We start from the raw sequence: 17,974 nt of genomic DNA on the forward strand, positions 1-17,974 counted from the left end.
TTATTCTCCGCTCTGATTTTTAGTTTTACTGCTCGGGTTTTGTTTTATTTTTTCCTGTTGGTATTTTTCATCGATTACCGCGAGTCCCGATGGGACCGCCTGTGGAACTTTAGGGGTGAGGCTCTCGTCAGTTAATGCGCCGAGAAAGTCGACAATACGGTCCAGCTCATCATCGGTGAGATCGGGCTCAGAGATATGCCAGTGCAGTAACATACTCTCCCCATCCGGTATCGAGTTGCCACGTCCATCGTTATAAAATTTGACCGCATCTCTGAGTTTGCTATATCGCCCCGAGTGCATGTACGGGGCAGATTTTGTGATATTTCTTAGTGTTGGAACCTTAAAGGCGCCACGAAGTTTTGGTGCGTCATAGGTTTTCTCTGCACCTATGTCGAGCGCACGACCTTGCGGCTCAGGGGTGCCTATTACGGCTATCTGATTATTAGTAAACAGAGGAGGCTGGTGGCACTCGGCGCATCTGGCGACGAAGGATCGAAATACATTCAACCCTAAGATCTCATTCTCCGTCAGTGCTTCGTGATAGCCATGGGCGTAGCGATCATAGCGACTGTTGAGTGAGATAAGTGTCGTCTGAAAGGCGGTTATCGCAGTATAGACCTGTGAAAGTTCTAACCGGGAAGCTTCCGGGAAGGCCTGAGCAAACATTGAAGGGTAGCTGCCATTCTCCCTCAGGGTTTGCAGTAGATTCTCGGGCGTATTGCCCATCTCGCCCGGGTCAAACAGCGGTCCCTGGGCCTGTTCCTCCAGGGTCTTTGCACGCACATCCCAGAAGAACTTGTCCAGAAAGGCGACGTTCCACAGTGTCGGAGCCCCTCGGCCGACTTTCTCACCTGTAATTCCTATGCTTCTGTCCAGATCGTCGCTGAATCCCTTTTCCGGCTGGTGACAGCTGGCGCAGGAGATTGAACCATCTTTTGACAGTAGCGGATCGAAAAACAGGTATCGGCCGAGATCGATCTGCTCGGGAGTGAAGCCATCTCTGTGTCTGGGCAGTGAAGTTTGAGTACCCCCAAGTCCGCGCCCCTGAACCGAGTCATAAAATTGATATTGATTGACCAGGCGGCAGCGATCCTTCTCCTCCTCCTCTTTGATCAACTCAAAACTGGGGGGGCAGCTCTCTGCCAGAGTAAACGGCGTACCTTGCAGCTCTACCTCCTGAGCCTCTAGCGCCAGGAGGACACCGGGTGTAAGAGCTAATGTAGCGAGTGAGATGATATTGATGATGGCTCTCATGATAACTCCTACTTCTGCTCATTATTCGACAGGGTTGTAATGAAATAGACGATATCGTTGAGCTCATCGCCGGATGTGGTTTTGGCCATCATAGCCATCTGCATTCCTAGCTTGTCTTCGCTATGATTCCCACGGATCCCCTGAGTAAAATTAGCTAATTGTCTGTGTAGGTAGCTGGCGGAGAGATGGGTCAGTCTGGGAGCGTTAAATTGCGGGTTACCTTCGGCCTGTCCACCGTGGCAGGCGCCGCACTTGCCTTGATAATAACGGCTGCCATTCTTAAGAGAGCCTGTCGTTTGGCCGATAGTTTCATTGTCTTGAGCATCTGGTCGAGGCAGGGACTCTATATAGGCAGTTAAAGCTGGAATATCATCCCTACTTAGTCCTTTGACTATGGCTAGCATCTGTTTGCCATTGATATCTTCCTCATGAGCTCCCCTGAGTCCATTAATGAAGTTGTTGAGCTGTCTGTCTGTATACCATGCTGCTTGTCCGGCGATTGCCGGTGCTTTCAGGAGCGCATTACCCTCTCCCCGAGCGCCATGGCATGCCACACATTGATTAAATAGTTTTACTCCCCCCTCTGGGGAAGCTGCTGAGGCTAGCTGTATCGGTGTGCCGGCCATGACCCGAAAGGGAGCGATGAATAGCAGTAGTGCTATTGCCATATATCGACCGAGAGAGGCGTTTAATCCCCGGCGATAACCGGAGCCATTTGGGGCTGTTTTATTTGTCGTTGTGATATTGAAAAACATAGTGAAACCCTATAGGAGACGTTTAATTCACTATATGGACTGGGAGGAGGGAAAGCTTATCTATTTCGAAAAATGCTGACGAATTTTTGAAAAACGTCAGCAATAACAGGATTTATTAAGCGTTAGCGATTGCTCTTTTACGGTATTCGGTGGGAGTGAGCTGATGGGTCGTCTTAAATACCTTATTAAATGAGCTTAAACTTCTGAAACCACTCTCTAATGCCAGGGTTAACACCGGAGTTTGATTGAACTCACTCTGTTCAAGTTTCCCGGTGATCTCTTTGATGCGGTAGTGGTTGAGAAAATCATTAAAGTTGCGGAAATTCATTTCGCGATTGATCAGATGTCGCAGCTTATATTCGTGGATGCAGAGATGTTTGGCTAATGTGGCAATGGTGATCCCCTCCTGTTGATAGAGCTTATCTTCGGTCATCGCGTTGAGGATCTGCTCCAGCTCCTTAGATGGCGGCTTGCTCTGAATTTCTGTCGGCTGCTCCTTTGGTTTTTCTGTTTCAAACAGGCTCGATTCGCGCAGACGAAACAGGAAAAAGTTTATTCCCGTCATCAATAGGGCAAGACCTGCCCCCTTAAGCAGATCGAGTCCGGCCCACTGAACTCTGAAGGTTTGCTCAATTAAGATCACAAGAAAGATGTAGATTGCCGATAGGGTGATCACTGCGCCACGAATATAGCGTCTGTTTTGAACCAGATCGTCCCGTAACTGCTGCGCTGCGATTAACAGTGCATGGCTGATAAGCATCAGCTCTAGCAGCAGTGAACCGTAGTGAATAAAACCATTGAAGGCAACGGAGGTGTTTAGTTTAAATGAGAAGGTAATTTCCAGCAGTTTGACACTTAACGGAATGACTAAGGTGAGTGATGCTAAGGCATATTGCCACCTCCTAAGCACAATATGTTCTCCGAAAACACTTAGGCTAACAAGCCAGAACAGACCGGGTAGCGCATTGCCACCGATGAGCTCAATCCACCAAAGGGGTGAGTGTAGGCTGGCGGGCTCGAGCACCTCGCCAAGCAGGTAGCAGGAGCTGGCTAACATCAGCAGAATAAACAGGCGAACGGAGTGATTCTCTCTCCATTGAGGGAGCAGTAACAGACTACAGATAAGCATTTGAGAGAAAGCGATAGATGACAAAAAATGCTGCAATTCATACATGGATTCGGCCCGATTCAAATTGGGTTATTGTGAGTTAACCTGAAAATTCGAATTAACGCCTAGGCAGAACTTGATGGTTAACCATTTATTATCTTTTCCCTCAACCTAACAGGTTTAAGTTTGTAATTGCAACTGTCACTATTTTAGATGGCAAAGAAGCCTGATGAGTACATCAGGCTTCAGAATACCGGCCTCAGGCTCGTTAGAATGTGTACTGCAGATCAATTCCTGTCTCTAATCCACGGTTAACTCTACCGTGTGGTGTACCCAGATAATCCACGGCTAAGCCGCCCAGTGACTCCATATATCTCTCGTCGAGCAGGTTGCGTCCCCAGAGTCCGATCTCGAGACTTTCACTGTCGTCAGTCCATGAGAGTCGTGCACTGAGATTCTTCATATCTTTGAAATATTCGGGTATCGCTTTCTTATAATCCTCCAGTCCCACTTCGTCAGCGTTGGTATTTTCAACAAACTGATAGTCCAGATGTAGGTTGGTGGTTCCTACTCCAAAGTCTGGCATCCAGTCTAAGGTTAATGTGTAGTTTAAAGCGGGATCTTCGGAGCGTGTTTCAGCTGGTACAAGTTCGCCAACCGAGTTGTAAAACTCAGGGTTATAAGTGTCAGTGGCTCGTACTTCGCTAACGACACCGAGTGTCAGGTTATCGGTTGCCATCCAGCGAAGATCTAACTCTACGCCTGTTATCTCCTTATCCAGGTTGATGATCAAGGGCACAGCCGTTGTACTGTCAGGCCGCTGTGAAGATACCGTCGTTTGAAGACCATCGACCTCCAGATAGTAGGCGCTGATGTTGGCTATCAGGGAGTCAGAGATGATCCCTTTGTAACCTGCCTCATAGTTAGTCGTGTTCTCCGGTGCGAATGACTCTGTACTGGGTTGCAGTGAGTCATAGCCACCCGATTTATAGCCCGTTGAGTATGAGGCGAATACCATATGCCTGTCGGTGAGCTGGTAGCTGGTCACCAAGCGCCCGGTTATCTCATCCCATGAGTCAGAGCTGCTCATATCCACCTCATCGAACAAGATATTACTGACCCCTTCACGCACCTGGGCGAAGGTGGTTTTAGGGATATACCAGCTAAACTCTTTTTGATCTTTGGAATAGCGCAGACCTCCTATGATATTCCACTTGTCGGTGAGGGCATAATCGACATCGGCAAAGACTCCCCAGTTCGTAAAATCACCACTGTTATAGATATTCTCCTGCCACCACTGACCGGCAAAGCTTGGCCCAAAAATTTCCGGGATCCCCATGGCCATTGATACGGCGTCATAGGTCATATCGCCCGTAGCTTCGACCATCTCTGGTGAGTAGGGGGAGCCGGGGAACTCGAGTACGTTCAGAACATTGGCCCACTCATTGGCGTTCCAGAGGTGATCCATCGGGAACCCGGAAGAGGAGTAGATGCTGTCGACGACGCCGGCAAAGGTCGTGCCTGGGCCAAATGCCGCTTCCGCATGGGCGTCGGTGTTGCCACCTAGCATGGCTTCGAGTTGACCCGACATTATCCCGCCAATCTGCTCGTTAAGCTCTGAGGTTATCATTCTTGCCGCGGTATCTGCTGTCAGGTTAAGTTCGGTTCTTTGGTTAACATCCTCTTTAGAGTAGGAGAAGCCTGCGACTGCATTGACTCTACCGCCGATGTAGTTGAGCTGCAGCTCACTGTAGATGATGCTCGAGTCTTCATTATTTGAGGTGTCGAAGTAGCGGGTGATGTCAGCCGTACCATCCTCATCTTCACGGTTGACCGTCTCCCAATCCCGGTAGCTGAGGATATATTTCATCGACCATTCATTGTTAAAGTCATGATTAAGTTTGGCGGTCAGTGCATACATGTCTCGCGCTTCGACGCCATTTTTAACATCATTTTCGGCTTTATCTGCAAATGGGGTTTTCCCGCCATTGTAAGCATATTCACTAATGCCTATCGCCATCGGAGGACCCTGCTCCAGATCGTCCCAATCGTAGGAGAGCTGGAGGTTGGTTGAATCGGCGATTTTCCAGAGCATAGAGAGTCTGGCGGCCTTATGGTCCCGCTCTCCGAGATCCCAGATCTTGCTATTCTGGTTCCAGCTTGGGTCTGCTACATTTTCGACGATTCCATCTTGGGCGTTAGCTAAGAAGTTAGCCCGAATAAAGAATGTTTCACTTAAGGGGACGTTAATCATCCCCTCATAGCGCTGGAGGTTATCGGTACCGTAACTGCCTTTAACGAAGCCCTCCAGATCGGATATCGGTTTTTTAGGCACCATGTTGACGACACCCATGGCCGCATTACGCCCAAACAGTGTCCCTTGAGGGCCTTTTAATACCTCTATGCGCTCCATGTCGGAAAAGATGACATTCTGTGCCGCTCTGGGCATATAGACATCATCGAAGAATACGGCTGATGAGGGGTCACCACCGACACTGATATTTGGACTGGAGATCCCGCGCATGGTTACGCCACCCTGTGTCATGTTGGCATCGCTAAAATCAAATCCGGGAATAAACTTGTCCAGATCGCTGAGGAGTATAGAGCTACTCTCTTTTATGGTGCTCTCTGAAACTGTTCCAACCGTTACCGGGACCTTCATAATATTTTGCACACGTTTCTGCGCCGTTACCGTGATCACTTCTAAAGAGGAGCTATCAGTGTCTGCTGATGGTGGTTCTGCTTCTTCAGCTTGAAGAGTGATAGGGGCTATTGATATAGCGAAAAGGACGGCTTGTGCAATTTTGCTTCTCTTTAGCATCTTAGAAGAGCAAAGGTGTTGGTAATCAGATCTCATAACTTTCCCCAGTATCGTATTATTGGAATTTTTATATACGCACTTATCTACACTTTTAACCTTGCGTTAACATTCAACATATACATCAAGAATTTGAATTGCTCATGTTTTCCTGAAAAGCAGTGACGAATAGTTAAAATAGTCTGAGTTATTTTTACAAAATGACAGAATTACGGCCAAAAACACAGCAATTGTTTTTTATATTTGCTAGGGGAGTTTGCAGTGAAGTACATTTTCATCTCATCCAAGAGAATGTTTTGTAATAAGAACCAATTGGGGAGTTTTTATGGGCCGAATAATAGGTAGAGCCTTTCGGGCTGAGAGGCTTGGTAGGGAGTTAAGGCTTAAATTGGGGAGGTGAGGTTGCGTGTTAATTTAAACACGTTAGCTGTCTATACCACCGCTACAAACCTATCTGATTGGGCATAAGTGAGTGGCGGAGGAGACGATTTCGCTACCGAAAGCTATTGAACCGCCAACTGATCCGCCATAGTTTGGTAGTCCATCAGATCTTCATGTTCCTTGACTCTATGAGTATCCATATCTAATTTTACCGTGGTGACTCCAGGAATGGCCAGGTCGATAATTTTGCCGGGTTTACCAAACTGTTCACCGGGACCCTTATAGTGATAGTTGCCTATCATTACGACCAGGGAGCCCGAGTTAAACATATGTTCAATATTAAACCCATATTCGAGTACGCCCTGATGAGCGCGCTTCAGGAAGCTGAGTATATGACGTCTGCCGGTGTACTTCTTACTCGCGGTCCTGTCATAAAAAACACTGTCCCGATTGTAAAAATTAAACAAGGTTTTGTAGTCGTGATCGGTCAATGCCTGAACATACCGCACGGCCAGTTGCTGCTCGATGGGCATCTCTCCGGTGTTGGCCATCGAAGGTACGCTGAAAAAAGTAAAAATTAACCACAGATATCGCAAGTTCATTGTTTGTTCGTCTTCAGATCAAATGCAGGTAGAGAAAGGTGCCATTTTATCGCGGCCAGCCTGATGGCCAACGCTACGATAATCGCAAGCACCAAGGCTTGTTTGTCGACGGCCCCTAAGTGAATACTCAGGCTGTAGCAGATCCCGCCTAAGATAGATGCGGTTGCATATATTTCGGTCCTTAAGATCATAGGTATTTGTCGACACAACAAGTCTCGAATAATGCCTCCTCCGACACCAGTTATCAAGCCCATGACCACGGCTATCATGCCACCTAACTCGAGGCTGAGAGCCTTCTCGGCACCAATCACGGTAAAAAGAGCGAGTCCTAATGCATCGGCTATGGGTAAGGTATGCTGTGGGACTTTCTTAGGCTTTCGCACCAATAGCATGGTCAGAAGCACAGTGATCAATATGACGATGATGTAGTTGGGGTCGCGGATCCAAAAAACCGGAGTCGTTCCCAGCAGGGCATCACGAATGCTGCCGCCGCCCACTGCTGTGACCGAGGCTAATACTATTACGCCGAAGGGGTCCATCCGATGGCGGCCCGCAGCGAGTGCACCGGAGAGCGCAAAAACGGCGGTACCACACAGATCGAAAAAGTAGATCCACTCGCTCATTGATCCATCTCTTTAAGGTGATGGTTTAGGGCGTCGACAGAGATGCGGATCTCTTTAACTGACAAAAGCAGAGAGTAGAGCAGCAGTAACAGGCTACAACCGAAAATAAGCGAGCCTATCTTGTTGAGTCCGACATAGATGAAGATCATGCACACGACACATAACGCGAAGCTCATGACACCGGATTCCTGCATGCGCCTGATGATGCTGATCCTTTGACGTAGGTTTTTTAGCTGCTCACTATGAACAGGTTTACCGTTGTTGCTCAGGCTTCTGATCAGGGCTGCTAATGCAAAAAAACGGTTGGTATACGCCAGCAACAGCAGTGAGATAGCCGGAAACAGGAGCGCCGGAGTGGTTAAGGATACATGAATATGTTCAAACAAAGTCGACTGCCTATAGCGGAAATAGGGGGTTAATAAGGTGAATAATACCAATGGATTTTGTGAATACCAAACAGATTAATTTGTAAATAAGAAGTAATGGTATATTTGACCGTCATACTAAGTGTGGAGATAGCGTAAACCTGCCCAGATAAGAGGCATGGATACAACGAAGAAGATCCAGATACCGTAAGTGGTATTGGCCAGTCTGATGGCCGATGTTATCGACTGTGCATCGGGTTTTGGTCCATAGCTTAGCTTTGTAGTATCGATCTTCATCCCGTTGAACTTCATCGGTCCCCCCAGCTCTATGTTCAGCACTCTCGCAGCAATGTCACAGGTATTGATACAGTTATGAAAGGGCTGGGTGTTGGGCAATGGTTTAAACAGGCTTAGGATGCTTTTAGGACCGCCCTGAATCGCGATGCTGATATTCCATAACCAGCTGGGAACGATAAATAGCAGGGTACTCAAGAGGTAAACAGGTTTACCGAAGTGGGCAAATTTGGGGTTAATGGGAGGCCAGCAAAGTTCCAGCTGTTTGAGCATTCGGGTGATGAGTACCAGAGGAGCGCCACCGATACCGAAGAAGATGATCGTCGACACCGTACCATATACCGGTGTGGTGACGAGTTTCTCTATGGTCGCCTTGGCAATACCCACTTCACTAAGCTCCTTAGTATCACGGTAGAGCCAGGGAGAGAGGATGGATCTGGCTCTGTTTTTTTCCTCATGGTATAACGCCTGTTTCACCTCTACGGCCGTCTGCTTAAAGTTCTCATCGTTCAGACAGATGTACAAGACGATAAATTCAAAAAACCAGGGAAAAGCGGCGAGTTGCATAAGAAAGGTCATAATTGCCGAAAAGGGTAAGACCAATAAGATGCAGGCTAATGTACCGGCGATGAGTTGCTGAGATGGTGCTCGACTTGTGTGATTAACCTTGGCTGCGAGTTCTTTTGCTAACAGCCCAAACCAGACGATAGGTTGATAGTCACGGGGTAGAGGTGCAATTTTCGATAGCAGCAGGCTGATAATAAGGATCATGGCCCCTTGATAAAAAGGACTGTCATTGAGCAGTTGTGTAGCAAACTCTGGAACCATGATCTTTACCTAAATGGCACTAAAAAATTATAACTGCTCTAGCAGTGCAATCACCATTAACGCAGAGTGATGGCCCGCCTTAACTAGGTACTCGTCGAAATCGACAGGTGAGTCATTGTTAGCATTATCAGAGAGTGAGCGAATAACGACAAAGGGCACATCGAACTGATGACATACTTGAGCTATCGCCGCGCCTTCCATTTCGCATGCAGCCATGGTTGGGAAGTGCTCTAACATGGTCTTAGTACGGACAGGGTCACAGATAAAGCTGTCACCGGTACAGATCAACCCTTCGATGGCTTTAACTTCGCCCAGGCTCGCGACGGCTTTTTGCGCAGCTGTGACGAGTGCAGTATCCGGGATAAAGGCGGCGGGTTGTTGCGCCATCTGGCCAATCTCATAACCAAATGCTGTGACGTCTACATCGTGGTGACGCACTTCAGATGAGATAACGATATCACCGATAGCAAGCTCATCGGCAAAACCGCCTGCCGAGCCAGTGTTAATAATTGCGTCAGGCGCGTACTTTTCGATAAGCAATGTGGTTGCGATACTGGCAGTGACTTTGCCGATACCGGAACGAGTGACAACCACGTCTTTGCCTGCAAGCTGGCCCGCAACAAACTCGATACCCGCAATTGTTGTAGAGCTTGGGTTTTCCATTGACTCAACTAAATGCGCAACTTCTGGCTCCATAGCGCCAATAATACCGATTTTCATTTAATAACCTTTTTGACTACCTGACTGAATATGGGCGCTAATATAACATGGGTATCGGGTTTAGTGAAAAATCAGCTGCTCAGGAGGCACTAACTCCACAAGCTTAATCTTATATATAGTGAACCGGCTCACATTTCAGGTTTCGTTTTAAATCAGTTCATACTGTTACTCTTGAATATAGCGTGATATTTCAACACTATCTGAGATGCTGGGTTATAATTTCCTCATGTTGTTGTCGTTAAATAGAGACCACGAATCGTTATCCGTTTTAATTTATTGGAATTAAGGTTTTGGAAATGAAGGGAGAGTCACGTTGAGTATTCGCTTAAAGCTATCACTATTACTGGGCTTACTTTTTTTAGCTGCAGTCTTCAACTCTGTATTTACTTTCCAGCTAGAGAGTTATGGCGAGGAGAAACTGAAGTGGGTGATCCATACACACGAAGTACTCAATGAAACACATATATTATCTGGTGCGATGAAAGATGCTGAAACCGGCCAACGAGGATATTTGCTGACAACTAACTCTGCTTACTTAGAGCCTTACCATAATGGCGTTCTTAGCGCTCAGCAGAGCTTTGTTAAGTTAAAAGCGCTCACCTCAGATAACCCCGGTCAGCAGGATATTTTGAATTCAATCGAAAAGAAAATGCAGCTTAAGTTTCAGGAGATGGAGGAGACGATTGAGTTGGTTCAGGGCGTTAATAATGAGGCAGCCATTGAGATCGTGAGTGATAACCGGGGTAAGCAATATATGGACGATATCAGAGCCCTCTTCAGTTCGTTTATCAATGCAGAAACGGTTTTATTAGAGCAGAGAAAAGGAGATTTCAGAGAGAACAGGGCACAGATAACCACTCTTATCGTCGTTGAGATTGTCCTGTTTATTGGTCTGTTCATCATGACGGTTTCCTTCTTGCGGCGCAGTTTCTTCACTCCTCTGGAACTGCTACTTTCCAGCGTAAAGAAATTAGAGAAGGGGCATAAACTGGAAGTGAGCGACGTAGTTAAAAACGATGAGATGGGGCATTTACTCTCAACCTTCTTCGTAATGAGCGAAAAGGTCTATCAAAGAGAGGAAGATCTCGGTTTCAAGGCTCACCATGACGAGTTAACCGGACTAAAGAACCGACTAACTATGCCCCAGGAGATAGAGACTGCGATCGATGAATTACAGGAGTCCGGAGGTATGATTGCCGTCCTGTTCATCGATCTCGATCGATTTAAGCAGATCAATGACCAGCATGGACACCATGTTGGTGATTTAGTGATTAAAGAAACTGCTTATCGTATTAAGTATGCTGTACGCGATAGCGATACGGTATTTCGGGTGGGAGGCGATGAGTTTTTGGCTATCGTAAAAGATATCAAAAATATTACCGATGTACATAATGTGGTCAATAACATTGTTAGTGAGTTTAAGCATCCGGCGAGTATAGAGGGGAAGGAGGTAGATATATCAATCAGTGTCGGTGTTTCGGTCTCTCCTGAGGACTCTGTGGATAGGAAAGAGATAGTACAATTTGCCGATATTGCCATGTATGCGGCCAAGCAGGATAAGGCTGCTTGTTACAGGATGTTCGATAAAGGGATGCTAAGACGTGGGAGCGATTCCGAATAAAGTGCTCTTGTAATGACTTGGGCTTATCACTTCTCCATAACTATCTCGGACGCATCTATTAAATAAAAACGGTATAACGCCTAAGCGCTATACCGTATTACTTAACGCCTTACTAAGGCTTGGTTAGATCTGCTTAAAAAGCAAAGGTGCGCGCCACAGACAATACCGCTCGGGTATCGCTGGCATCGGTATCCATGCTGGTATCTTCCACGGCGAGATTAAAATCGAAGCCTTTCCAGCTTGTCATATACTCGGCGCGGTAATGGTTATAGGCCTTATCGCCATCCCATGCCCACTTGTCTTCATCGAGCGATGTCGAGCGGTCGAAACTGACACGAATATCATGACCTTCGGCGACACTAAAGGTGTGTGCAGCCATCATGATGTAATGGCCCGTATCGACGCCAAAGTAATCCCAGGTGTACCAGAAGTTCAGTTCACTCTGCCCAACAGACGATGCATAGCCAAACTTGGTATACAGCTCCGGATATTGGTACTCATCCGAGAAGGAGTCGCCATGGTAGGTGTAATAAGCGATACCGGCATCCAGTGACACTCGCTCCGAGAGTTGGAGGAAGTGACCGGCGTAAAAATCCAGCTCCAGCCAGGTATCATCACCCGAACCGAAATCGACGTTTGATGCCCAACTTCCCACATACCAGCCAGCATCTGAAGCATAATCGAGACTGGCCTGTATTGCCGGACTATTGTCTGTCTGGCTTACACCGTTGAAGGTATAATCAGAGACTGCGGTGACGGTTGAACTAACCCCGGCAATTGCCGTTGTCGGTAAAGCGATTAGGCCAAGTAGCGCAAGATTTTTAATCGTTGTTTTCATCATTTCCCTTTCTTCTTTTTAGTTAGCTAATTCAATTTTGCTAAAATCAATTTTATTTTCTGTCGGTGAACGCTCAATCGCGGCCACTTTCTTGTACTTAGTTGCCAGGATATAACCGAAGCAGGCTAAGATCAGACCGATAGCTAAGGCACCTACCCACTGAATTTGTAAAAAATCCAGTTTAAACAGCAGGGTCAATCCGCTCATCAGAACGATGTTGCCAATGATGTAACGGGTCTTGCCGAAACGCTCCACCGTGAGGTTGAGGTTGTCGGTATAGAGTCGGATTAACGAGTCCAGTGAATTGATCACGAAGGTGAGGCCCACCAGCACCATAGCCAAGTTATAAAAACCTGTTGTGGCGATTTCGTTGGCGCTGTAGTAGTAGAGCACGGTAAACCAAACGGCGATTGGCAGTGACGGGAATACCATCATGGCGATCAGCACCTGATAGGTCTTCATGCCACCCACAAAGCGTGAGGTAAACTGCCCAATCATGATGCTCCAGGCAAACCACCAGAACAGGTAGAACTCGTGGTAATCATTCATGGGTAGTACGAAGTGGTGGATATTGCCGAAGTAGTCACCAATCAGCGCAAAGGTGGTCACAAACTCCCCGATCCCCGACCCGTCGGACAAAAATGCGCCTGCCCACATCAATCCAATTAAGCCGATGAACAGCCAGGTACTGGCCAGGCTCAGGATGCGAACGTAGCGAATACTGGTGCTGGAGTAGACGGCGGCAGCAATAGCGACAAACACTATCAGGTAGAAACTGCTGACAATCGTCTCGCCGTCGCCCATTTCCGGCAGATACCAGGGCAGGTTGGTCAGCAAGAGGTAAGCGGTAAAGGCGCAGGTGCCGATAATGACCAGGTTGTTGATGAACTTGATCAATGGGATCTCGAAGAACTTAACTCGTGGCTCGACTACACAGAAATAGAAGCAGGTTAAGAAGTAAAACGCCCAGATCAGAAATGCCCAGAAGCCAAATTCGATAGCCAACGGGTTGCTGAAGCCGTATTCGGGGCTCGCTGCTATATCTGCATAGCCACCAAATTCGGTCAGCGGGAACATGATTAATCCCACGTCTAATCCCGAGGTAAATAAAATGGCGATGAAGGTGAAGGTACGAACCGGTGTGACGCCGACACATTTCACATTACCCCAGCGATAAATCACAAAGGCGATGGCGGCGAAGGTAAATAATATCCCTATAGTAAGCCAAGTAGTCATTATTGAACTCCCGACTTAATCTTTCCGTAAAACATAGGTTTAGTTCCTTATTTTCGTTCTTTTTATGCCCGCGAGCAGCAAATTTTGGCTGCAAAAATCCCTCAAGCCTTAATTGCCGCTTTAACGACAGTTAAGGTTTGATAAATTAAACGTGGCGATTAGGGCCATTTAGCCTTATTGGCTTAGGCTGGCCTTAAACCTGGGTAGCCGATCTGTCTATTAAAAACAGATCAGGCGAGTTGTCTTTTTGGTGCGCGTAACCGCTGTTTTTGCTGCCATTGCTGAGCAAAGGTCACTGTCGCACTGCTGGCCGGCAATGGCGTCATGCCCAAGATGATATCGGCTGCGCGCTCCGCCACCATTATGGTCGGCGAGTTAAGGTTGCCGTTAGGTATGGTGGGGAAAATAGAGGAATCAACCACTCTAAGTCCTTGAATACCATGCACCTTAGTTTCTGAGTCCACCACCGCCATCGCATCTTCTCCCATCTTGCACGAACAAGAGGGGTGATAGGCGCTCTCGACCGAGCTTCTGACGAAGGTATCGATCTCTTCATCGGTTTGAACCGAAGTCCCGGGCTGTATCTCCTCGCCTCGGTATTCATCCAATGCCGGCTGATTGATGATCTCCCGGGTTAACCGAACGCAGGCGCGAAAGCCTTCTATATCATCCTTATGGGATAGATAGTTAAACTGAATACTCGGGGCAACACGGGCATCGCTCGATACCACTTTCACCGCGCCGCGACTCTTTGGTTTGTTGTGTCCTATATGGACCTGGAAGCCGTGACCCGCGAAGGCCTCTTTTCCGTCGTAGCGCATGGCGGCAGGCAAGAAATGATATTGCAGATCCGGCCACTCCAGTCCCGCTTTAGAGCGAATAAACCCACAAGATTCGAAATGGTTTGTCGCCCCCAGGCCTGTTCTGTTCAAGATCCAGCGAGTGCCGATAAAGAGTTTGTTTAACGGGTCGATCTTGCCATTGAGCGAAATGGGCTTAAGGCACTTAAATTGAAAGTAGAACTCGAGATGGTCCTGCAGGTTCTCACCCACACCCGGCAACTCATGTACCTGTTCGATGCCAGCCTTGGCAAGTGTCTCTGCGGCGCCAATACCCGAAAGTTGCAGTATATGCGGCGAGCCGATAGAGCCTGCCGATAACACCACTTCCTTGCTGCAATGCACATCTGTCATCTTGCCCTTGCGTTCGAAACGAACACCTACGGTTTGTTTGCCTTCAAACAACACCTTATGTACCTGGGCATGGGTGATGACGGTGAGGTTTTCACGCTTCATGGCCGGTCTTAGATAGGCGTTAGATGTTGACCAACGCACGCCATTTTTAATGGTCATGTGCATAGGGCCAAAGCCCTCTTGCTGCGCGCCGTTATAATCACTGGTCGCCATATACCCGGCATCGACACCCGCATCGACAAAGGCTTGGTATAACGGGTTTTTCATTTCGTTGCCGTTGTTGACGGCTAGTGGGCCATCAACACCGCGATAATCATCTTCACCAAACGCCCAGCTTTCCGCTTTTTTGAAGTAGGGTAGGCAATGGGCATAATCCCAATCTTTAGCACCTTCTTGTTGCCACTCGTCAAAATCTCGGGCATGCCCGCGGACATAGACCATGCCATTGATCGATGAGGAGCCACCCAGCACCTTGCCACGAGGGCAGTGCATGCGGCGATTGTCCAAGTGAGGCTCGGCTTCGGTCTCAAACTGCCACGCATATTTTGGGGTATTCATGGGAATAGACAGGGCCGTTGGCATCTGAATAAAGATGCTCCTGTCGCTGCCGCCGGTTTCAATCAGTAATACGCTGTTATTTGCGTCAGCCGATAAACGGTTGGCTAACACGCAGCCTGCACTACCTGCACCAACGATAATATAGTCGTACTTTTCTGTTGTTGATTGTGTCATGTCAGCTCCTTAAAACGGACTTTCAAGAGGCTGCATACCAACGTATACGGCTTTGATTTGGGTGTATGCTTTTAGGGTCTCACTACCATTCTCACGGCCAATGCCTGACATCTTGTAGCCACCAACCGGCATCTCTGCAGGGGAGGCACCATAGGCATTGATCCAGCATATCCCTGCTTGCATTTGATGAATTACGCGATGGGCGCGAGTAATGTCTTGGGTAAATACGCCTGCGGCTAAGCCTAAACGAGTATCGTTGGCGCGGCGGATCACTTCCTCTTCGTCGGTGAAGGTCAATAGTGACATCACAGGGCCAAAGATCTCCTCTTGGCTCAATGTCATCTTATCGGTGCAGTTACCAAAGATGGTCGGTGCGACGAAGAAGCCATTGGGGGCATTATCAGGCGAAAGTGCATGACCGCCAGCGAGCAGCTCCGCGCCCTCTTTTTTACCTATCTCGATGTAACTCAGGACTTTGTCTCGGTGTGCCTTTGAGATTAGAGCACCGAAGTTAGTCTCCGGAGCCATAGGATCGCCGCAGACTATGTTGTCTCGGGTGCGCTGCAGCAGTTTTTCAATAAACTGCGGATAGATATCTTGTTGTACGAATACGCGGGTACCGTTGGTGCAGACTTCGCCCTGGGTGTAGAAGTTAGCCAGCATGGCCGCAGAAACCGCATTGTCGATATCGGCATCGTTGAAGATGATCAGCGGTGACTTACCGCCGAGCTCCATGGTGACCTCTTTCAGTGAGCCCGCAGCGGCGGCCATCACTTTCTTGCCCGTACCCACTTCACCGGTGAATGAGACTTTAGCGATATCATCATGGGTGGTCAGCCAGGCGCCAACACGGCCATCTCCCTGGACGACATTAAAGACGCCATCGGGCACACCTGCTTGAGTCAATATTTCGGCCAGTTTTATGGCGCCGAGTGGCGTCTCTTCCGATGGTTTAAAGATCATCACGTTACCGCAGGCTAATGCAGGTGCAGATTTCCAACAGGCGATCTGTAGCGGGTAGTTCCATGCACCGATGCCAGCGCAAATACCCAGCGGCTCGCGGCGGGTGTAATAGAAATCATCGCCAACTTGTTGCTGGTTGCCTTCGATACTCGGGGCAAGGCCTGCGAAAAACTCAATGGAGTCTGCGCCGGTAACGACATCGACCACGGAGGCTTCCTGCCAAGGTTTGCCTGTATCTTGCACCTCGATAGCGGCGAGCTCGTCATTTTGCTCACGGAGGAGTGCGACGGCTTTTAATAGGATGCGACTGCGTTCCATCGCGGTCATTTTTGACCAGACGGCAAAACCTCTCTTGGCACTTGCTATGGCCGCTTTCTGAATGCTCGCATCGGCGCTCTCGACTAAATAGCTGACTTTTCCGGTAGCGGGGTTAATGACTTCAAAGGTTTCACCTGTGTCGTTGGAGAGAGACTGTCCATGGACATAATTTTGATAAACAACTAACGACATCGATTTTCTCCGTACTGCATGATCACTGCCTCGATGAAGGCTTTACATAAAATTTGGGCCTGTTCGAACTCTTTTTCTGGTGCAGGGCTTAATGCACTGCGTAGCCAAAAGCCATCGATCATCGCAGCAGTCTGCTTAGCTGCGGTGATGGCTTGGGCTTGGGGAAGTAATTTTTTAAAAGAGAACAAAAGGTTGCTATACAATCGTTGACTATTGATATGCTGTAATCTGGCAAGTCCTTGCTCATGCATGGCTTGTGACCAGAAGCTCAGCCAGGTTTTTGTTGCCGGTCTTGAGCGCTGCAGCTCGGTAAAGTTGGCATCAACAATGGCATGTAATCTCTCAAGCGGGAGCATGGTTTTGCCCACTGTACGACTCAATAACGCTTGTTTGAGTTGGTCTAGCAGGTATTTTTGTGTCGCTTCAATTAAGCCTTGTTTACCGCCGAAGTAATGGCTGATTAGCCCTGATGATAATCCTGCCAAGCCACTGATGGTGTTGATCGTTGTATTGTGTAGACCATGACGTTCAACAGAGACCAAGGTTGCATCGATTAGCTGTTGTTGTCTGACGGCTTTCATTGGCGGGCGCGGCATAAAGGGTTAAATCCTGAGTGCTATTATTGTTACTGTTTTTGTTAGTTCATTTGTTAATTGAACGTTCAATTAACAACAACTCTAATGGTTAGAGTTGTAACTATCAACCTTTATTCAGGATTGCGACTTGCATCACAGATTTATTTTGATGATTTGTGTTGGGATGTTTTGTGTTGCAAGTAACTGTTTTTTAATGAACAAAAAGCATGGCTTAATATTGCTCAAGCGAGGTGAATTTGAGCTAAATAAATTTTCATCAAAAATTAGTTTCAACTGTAATCTTTAATTTGGAGCGAATCGGAATGTGGAGATCTTTCTTATATCTGTGATCCTGAAATCTCATTTCACTTCAGGAGATCTCTTATGTGTTGGGAGCCCTTTATCTCTTCAGGCATCGAGGAACTCTATACCTGGAGGCTCTGTTTAAACGAACTGATTTGTTCTTTTTTTTGTACAAGTTTGAGCACCTATCACACTCACCGCTCGAGTCTTCTCGTATATTAGTTAAGCTGTTAAACTTTCAATTATTTCATTATC

At 47.7% G+C, this 17,974-nt stretch carries 15 protein-coding genes; 1 reads left to right on the forward strand and 14 read right to left on the reverse strand.

What is annotated here, in order from left to right:
* The 9 genes from SSED_RS05690 to SSED_RS05730 all read right to left on the reverse strand — a co-directional run bounded on the left by SSED_RS05690 (position 1) and on the right by SSED_RS05730 (position 9,748).
* On the reverse strand, positions 1 to 1,254 hold the full coding sequence (locus SSED_RS05690; RefSeq protein ID WP_012141454.1) for a cytochrome-c peroxidase: 1,254 nt from the start codon (positions 1,252 to 1,254) through the stop codon (positions 1 to 3).
* Positions 1,255 to 1,262: 8 nt separating this feature from the next.
* Positions 1,263 to 2,009, reverse strand: coding sequence for a c-type cytochrome (locus SSED_RS05695; RefSeq protein WP_012141455.1), 747 nt, complete (start codon positions 2,007 to 2,009; stop codon positions 1,263 to 1,265).
* Between the two features lie 115 nt (positions 2,010 to 2,124).
* Positions 2,125 to 3,162 (reverse strand): helix-turn-helix domain-containing protein, encoded by a 1,038-nt coding sequence (locus SSED_RS05700; protein WP_190273194.1) that lies wholly within the window; start codon positions 3,160 to 3,162, stop codon positions 2,125 to 2,127.
* 223 nt (positions 3,163 to 3,385) lie between these two features.
* The gene (locus tag SSED_RS05705; RefSeq protein WP_012141457.1) at positions 3,386 to 5,974 is read right to left on the reverse strand and encodes a TonB-dependent receptor; all 2,589 of its coding nucleotides are present in this window, start codon (positions 5,972 to 5,974) and stop codon (positions 3,386 to 3,388) included.
* Positions 5,975 to 6,438: 464 nt separating this feature from the next.
* Complete coding sequence (locus SSED_RS05710; protein WP_398355938.1) at positions 6,439 to 6,912, reverse strand: nuclear transport factor 2 family protein; 474 nt, start codon at positions 6,910 to 6,912, stop codon at positions 6,439 to 6,441.
* A 2-nt stretch (positions 6,913 to 6,914) separates the two neighbouring features.
* Positions 6,915 to 7,541, reverse strand: a complete 627-nt coding sequence (locus SSED_RS05715) for a trimeric intracellular cation channel family protein (RefSeq protein WP_012141459.1) — start codon at positions 7,539 to 7,541, stop codon at positions 6,915 to 6,917.
* Positions 7,538 to 7,915: a DUF2721 domain-containing protein gene (locus SSED_RS05720; RefSeq protein WP_041421997.1), complete on the reverse strand. Its 378-nt coding sequence runs from the start codon at positions 7,913 to 7,915 to the stop codon at positions 7,538 to 7,540. Before SSED_RS05720 ends, SSED_RS05715 begins: the two co-directional genes overlap by 4 nt.
* A 129-nt stretch (positions 7,916 to 8,044) precedes the next feature.
* Positions 8,045 to 9,028: a cobalamin biosynthesis protein CobD/CbiB gene (locus SSED_RS05725; protein ID WP_012141461.1), complete on the reverse strand. Its 984-nt coding sequence runs from the start codon at positions 9,026 to 9,028 to the stop codon at positions 8,045 to 8,047.
* 27 nt (positions 9,029 to 9,055) lie between these two features.
* Positions 9,056 to 9,748: a 5'-methylthioadenosine/adenosylhomocysteine nucleosidase gene (locus tag SSED_RS05730; protein WP_012141462.1), complete on the reverse strand. Its 693-nt coding sequence runs from the start codon at positions 9,746 to 9,748 to the stop codon at positions 9,056 to 9,058.
* Positions 9,749 to 10,061: 313 nt separating this feature from the next.
* Between SSED_RS05730 and SSED_RS05735 the strand changes: the two genes are divergently transcribed.
* A complete protein-coding gene (locus SSED_RS05735; protein WP_012141463.1) occupies positions 10,062 to 11,369 on the forward strand; it encodes a diguanylate cyclase domain-containing protein in 1,308 nt (435 codons plus the stop codon).
* 133 nt (positions 11,370 to 11,502) lie between these two features.
* Here the strand turns inward: SSED_RS05735 and SSED_RS05740 are convergent, their stop codons facing one another.
* From SSED_RS05740 to betI, 5 genes are all read right to left on the reverse strand, one after another.
* The gene (locus tag SSED_RS05740) at positions 11,503 to 12,207 is read right to left on the reverse strand and encodes a TorF family putative porin (protein WP_012141464.1); all 705 of its coding nucleotides are present in this window, start codon (positions 12,205 to 12,207) and stop codon (positions 11,503 to 11,505) included.
* Between the two features lie 18 nt (positions 12,208 to 12,225).
* Positions 12,226 to 13,443 (reverse strand): choline transporter, encoded by a 1,218-nt coding sequence (locus tag SSED_RS05745; protein WP_012141465.1) that lies wholly within the window; start codon positions 13,441 to 13,443, stop codon positions 12,226 to 12,228.
* Positions 13,444 to 13,673: 230 nt separating this feature from the next.
* Entirely contained in the window at positions 13,674 to 15,368 is a 1,695-nt protein-coding gene (betA, locus tag SSED_RS05750) for a choline dehydrogenase (protein WP_012141466.1), read from the reverse strand.
* Between the two features lie 9 nt (positions 15,369 to 15,377).
* Positions 15,378 to 16,841, reverse strand: coding sequence for a betaine-aldehyde dehydrogenase (gene betB / locus SSED_RS05755; RefSeq protein ID WP_012141467.1), 1,464 nt, complete (start codon positions 16,839 to 16,841; stop codon positions 15,378 to 15,380).
* A complete protein-coding gene (gene betI / locus SSED_RS05760; RefSeq protein ID WP_012141468.1) occupies positions 16,832 to 17,437 on the reverse strand; it encodes a transcriptional regulator BetI in 606 nt (201 codons plus the stop codon). The genes betB and betI overlap by 10 nt, the downstream gene beginning before the upstream one ends.
* Positions 17,438 to 17,974 lie beyond the last annotated feature (537 nt).

Source organism: Shewanella sediminis HAW-EB3 (assembly GCF_000018025.1).
Taxonomy (GTDB): domain Bacteria; phylum Pseudomonadota; class Gammaproteobacteria; order Enterobacterales; family Shewanellaceae; genus Shewanella; species Shewanella sediminis.

Bases quoted from the DNA above. Each gene is read 5' to 3' on its own strand.
- SSED_RS05690 (WP_012141454.1), bottom strand. From the start codon at position 1,254: ATGAGAGCCATCATCAATATCATCTCACTCGCTACATTAGCTCTTACA.
- SSED_RS05695 (WP_012141455.1), bottom strand. From the start codon at position 2,009: ATGTTTTTCAATATCACAACGACAAATAAAACAGCCCCAAATGGCTCC.
- SSED_RS05705 (WP_012141457.1), bottom strand. From the start codon at position 5,974: ATGAGATCTGATTACCAACACCTTTGCTCTTCTAAGATGCTAAAGAGA.
- SSED_RS05715 (WP_012141459.1), bottom strand. From the start codon at position 7,541: ATGAGCGAGTGGATCTACTTTTTCGATCTGTGTGGTACCGCCGTTTTT.
- SSED_RS05725 (WP_012141461.1), bottom strand. From the start codon at position 9,028: ATGGTTCCAGAGTTTGCTACACAACTGCTCAATGACAGTCCTTTTTAT.
- SSED_RS05730 (WP_012141462.1), bottom strand. From the start codon at position 9,748: ATGAAAATCGGTATTATTGGCGCTATGGAGCCAGAAGTTGCGCATTTA.
- SSED_RS05740 (WP_012141464.1), bottom strand. From the start codon at position 12,207: ATGAAAACAACGATTAAAAATCTTGCGCTACTTGGCCTAATCGCTTTA.
- SSED_RS05745 (WP_012141465.1), bottom strand. From the start codon at position 13,443: ATGACTACTTGGCTTACTATAGGGATATTATTTACCTTCGCCGCCATC.
- betA (WP_012141466.1), bottom strand. From the start codon at position 15,368: ATGACACAATCAACAACAGAAAAGTACGACTATATTATCGTTGGTGCA.
- betB (WP_012141467.1), bottom strand. From the start codon at position 16,841: ATGTCGTTAGTTGTTTATCAAAATTATGTCCATGGACAGTCTCTCTCC.
- betI (WP_012141468.1), bottom strand. From the start codon at position 17,437: ATGCCGCGCCCGCCAATGAAAGCCGTCAGACAACAACAGCTAATCGAT.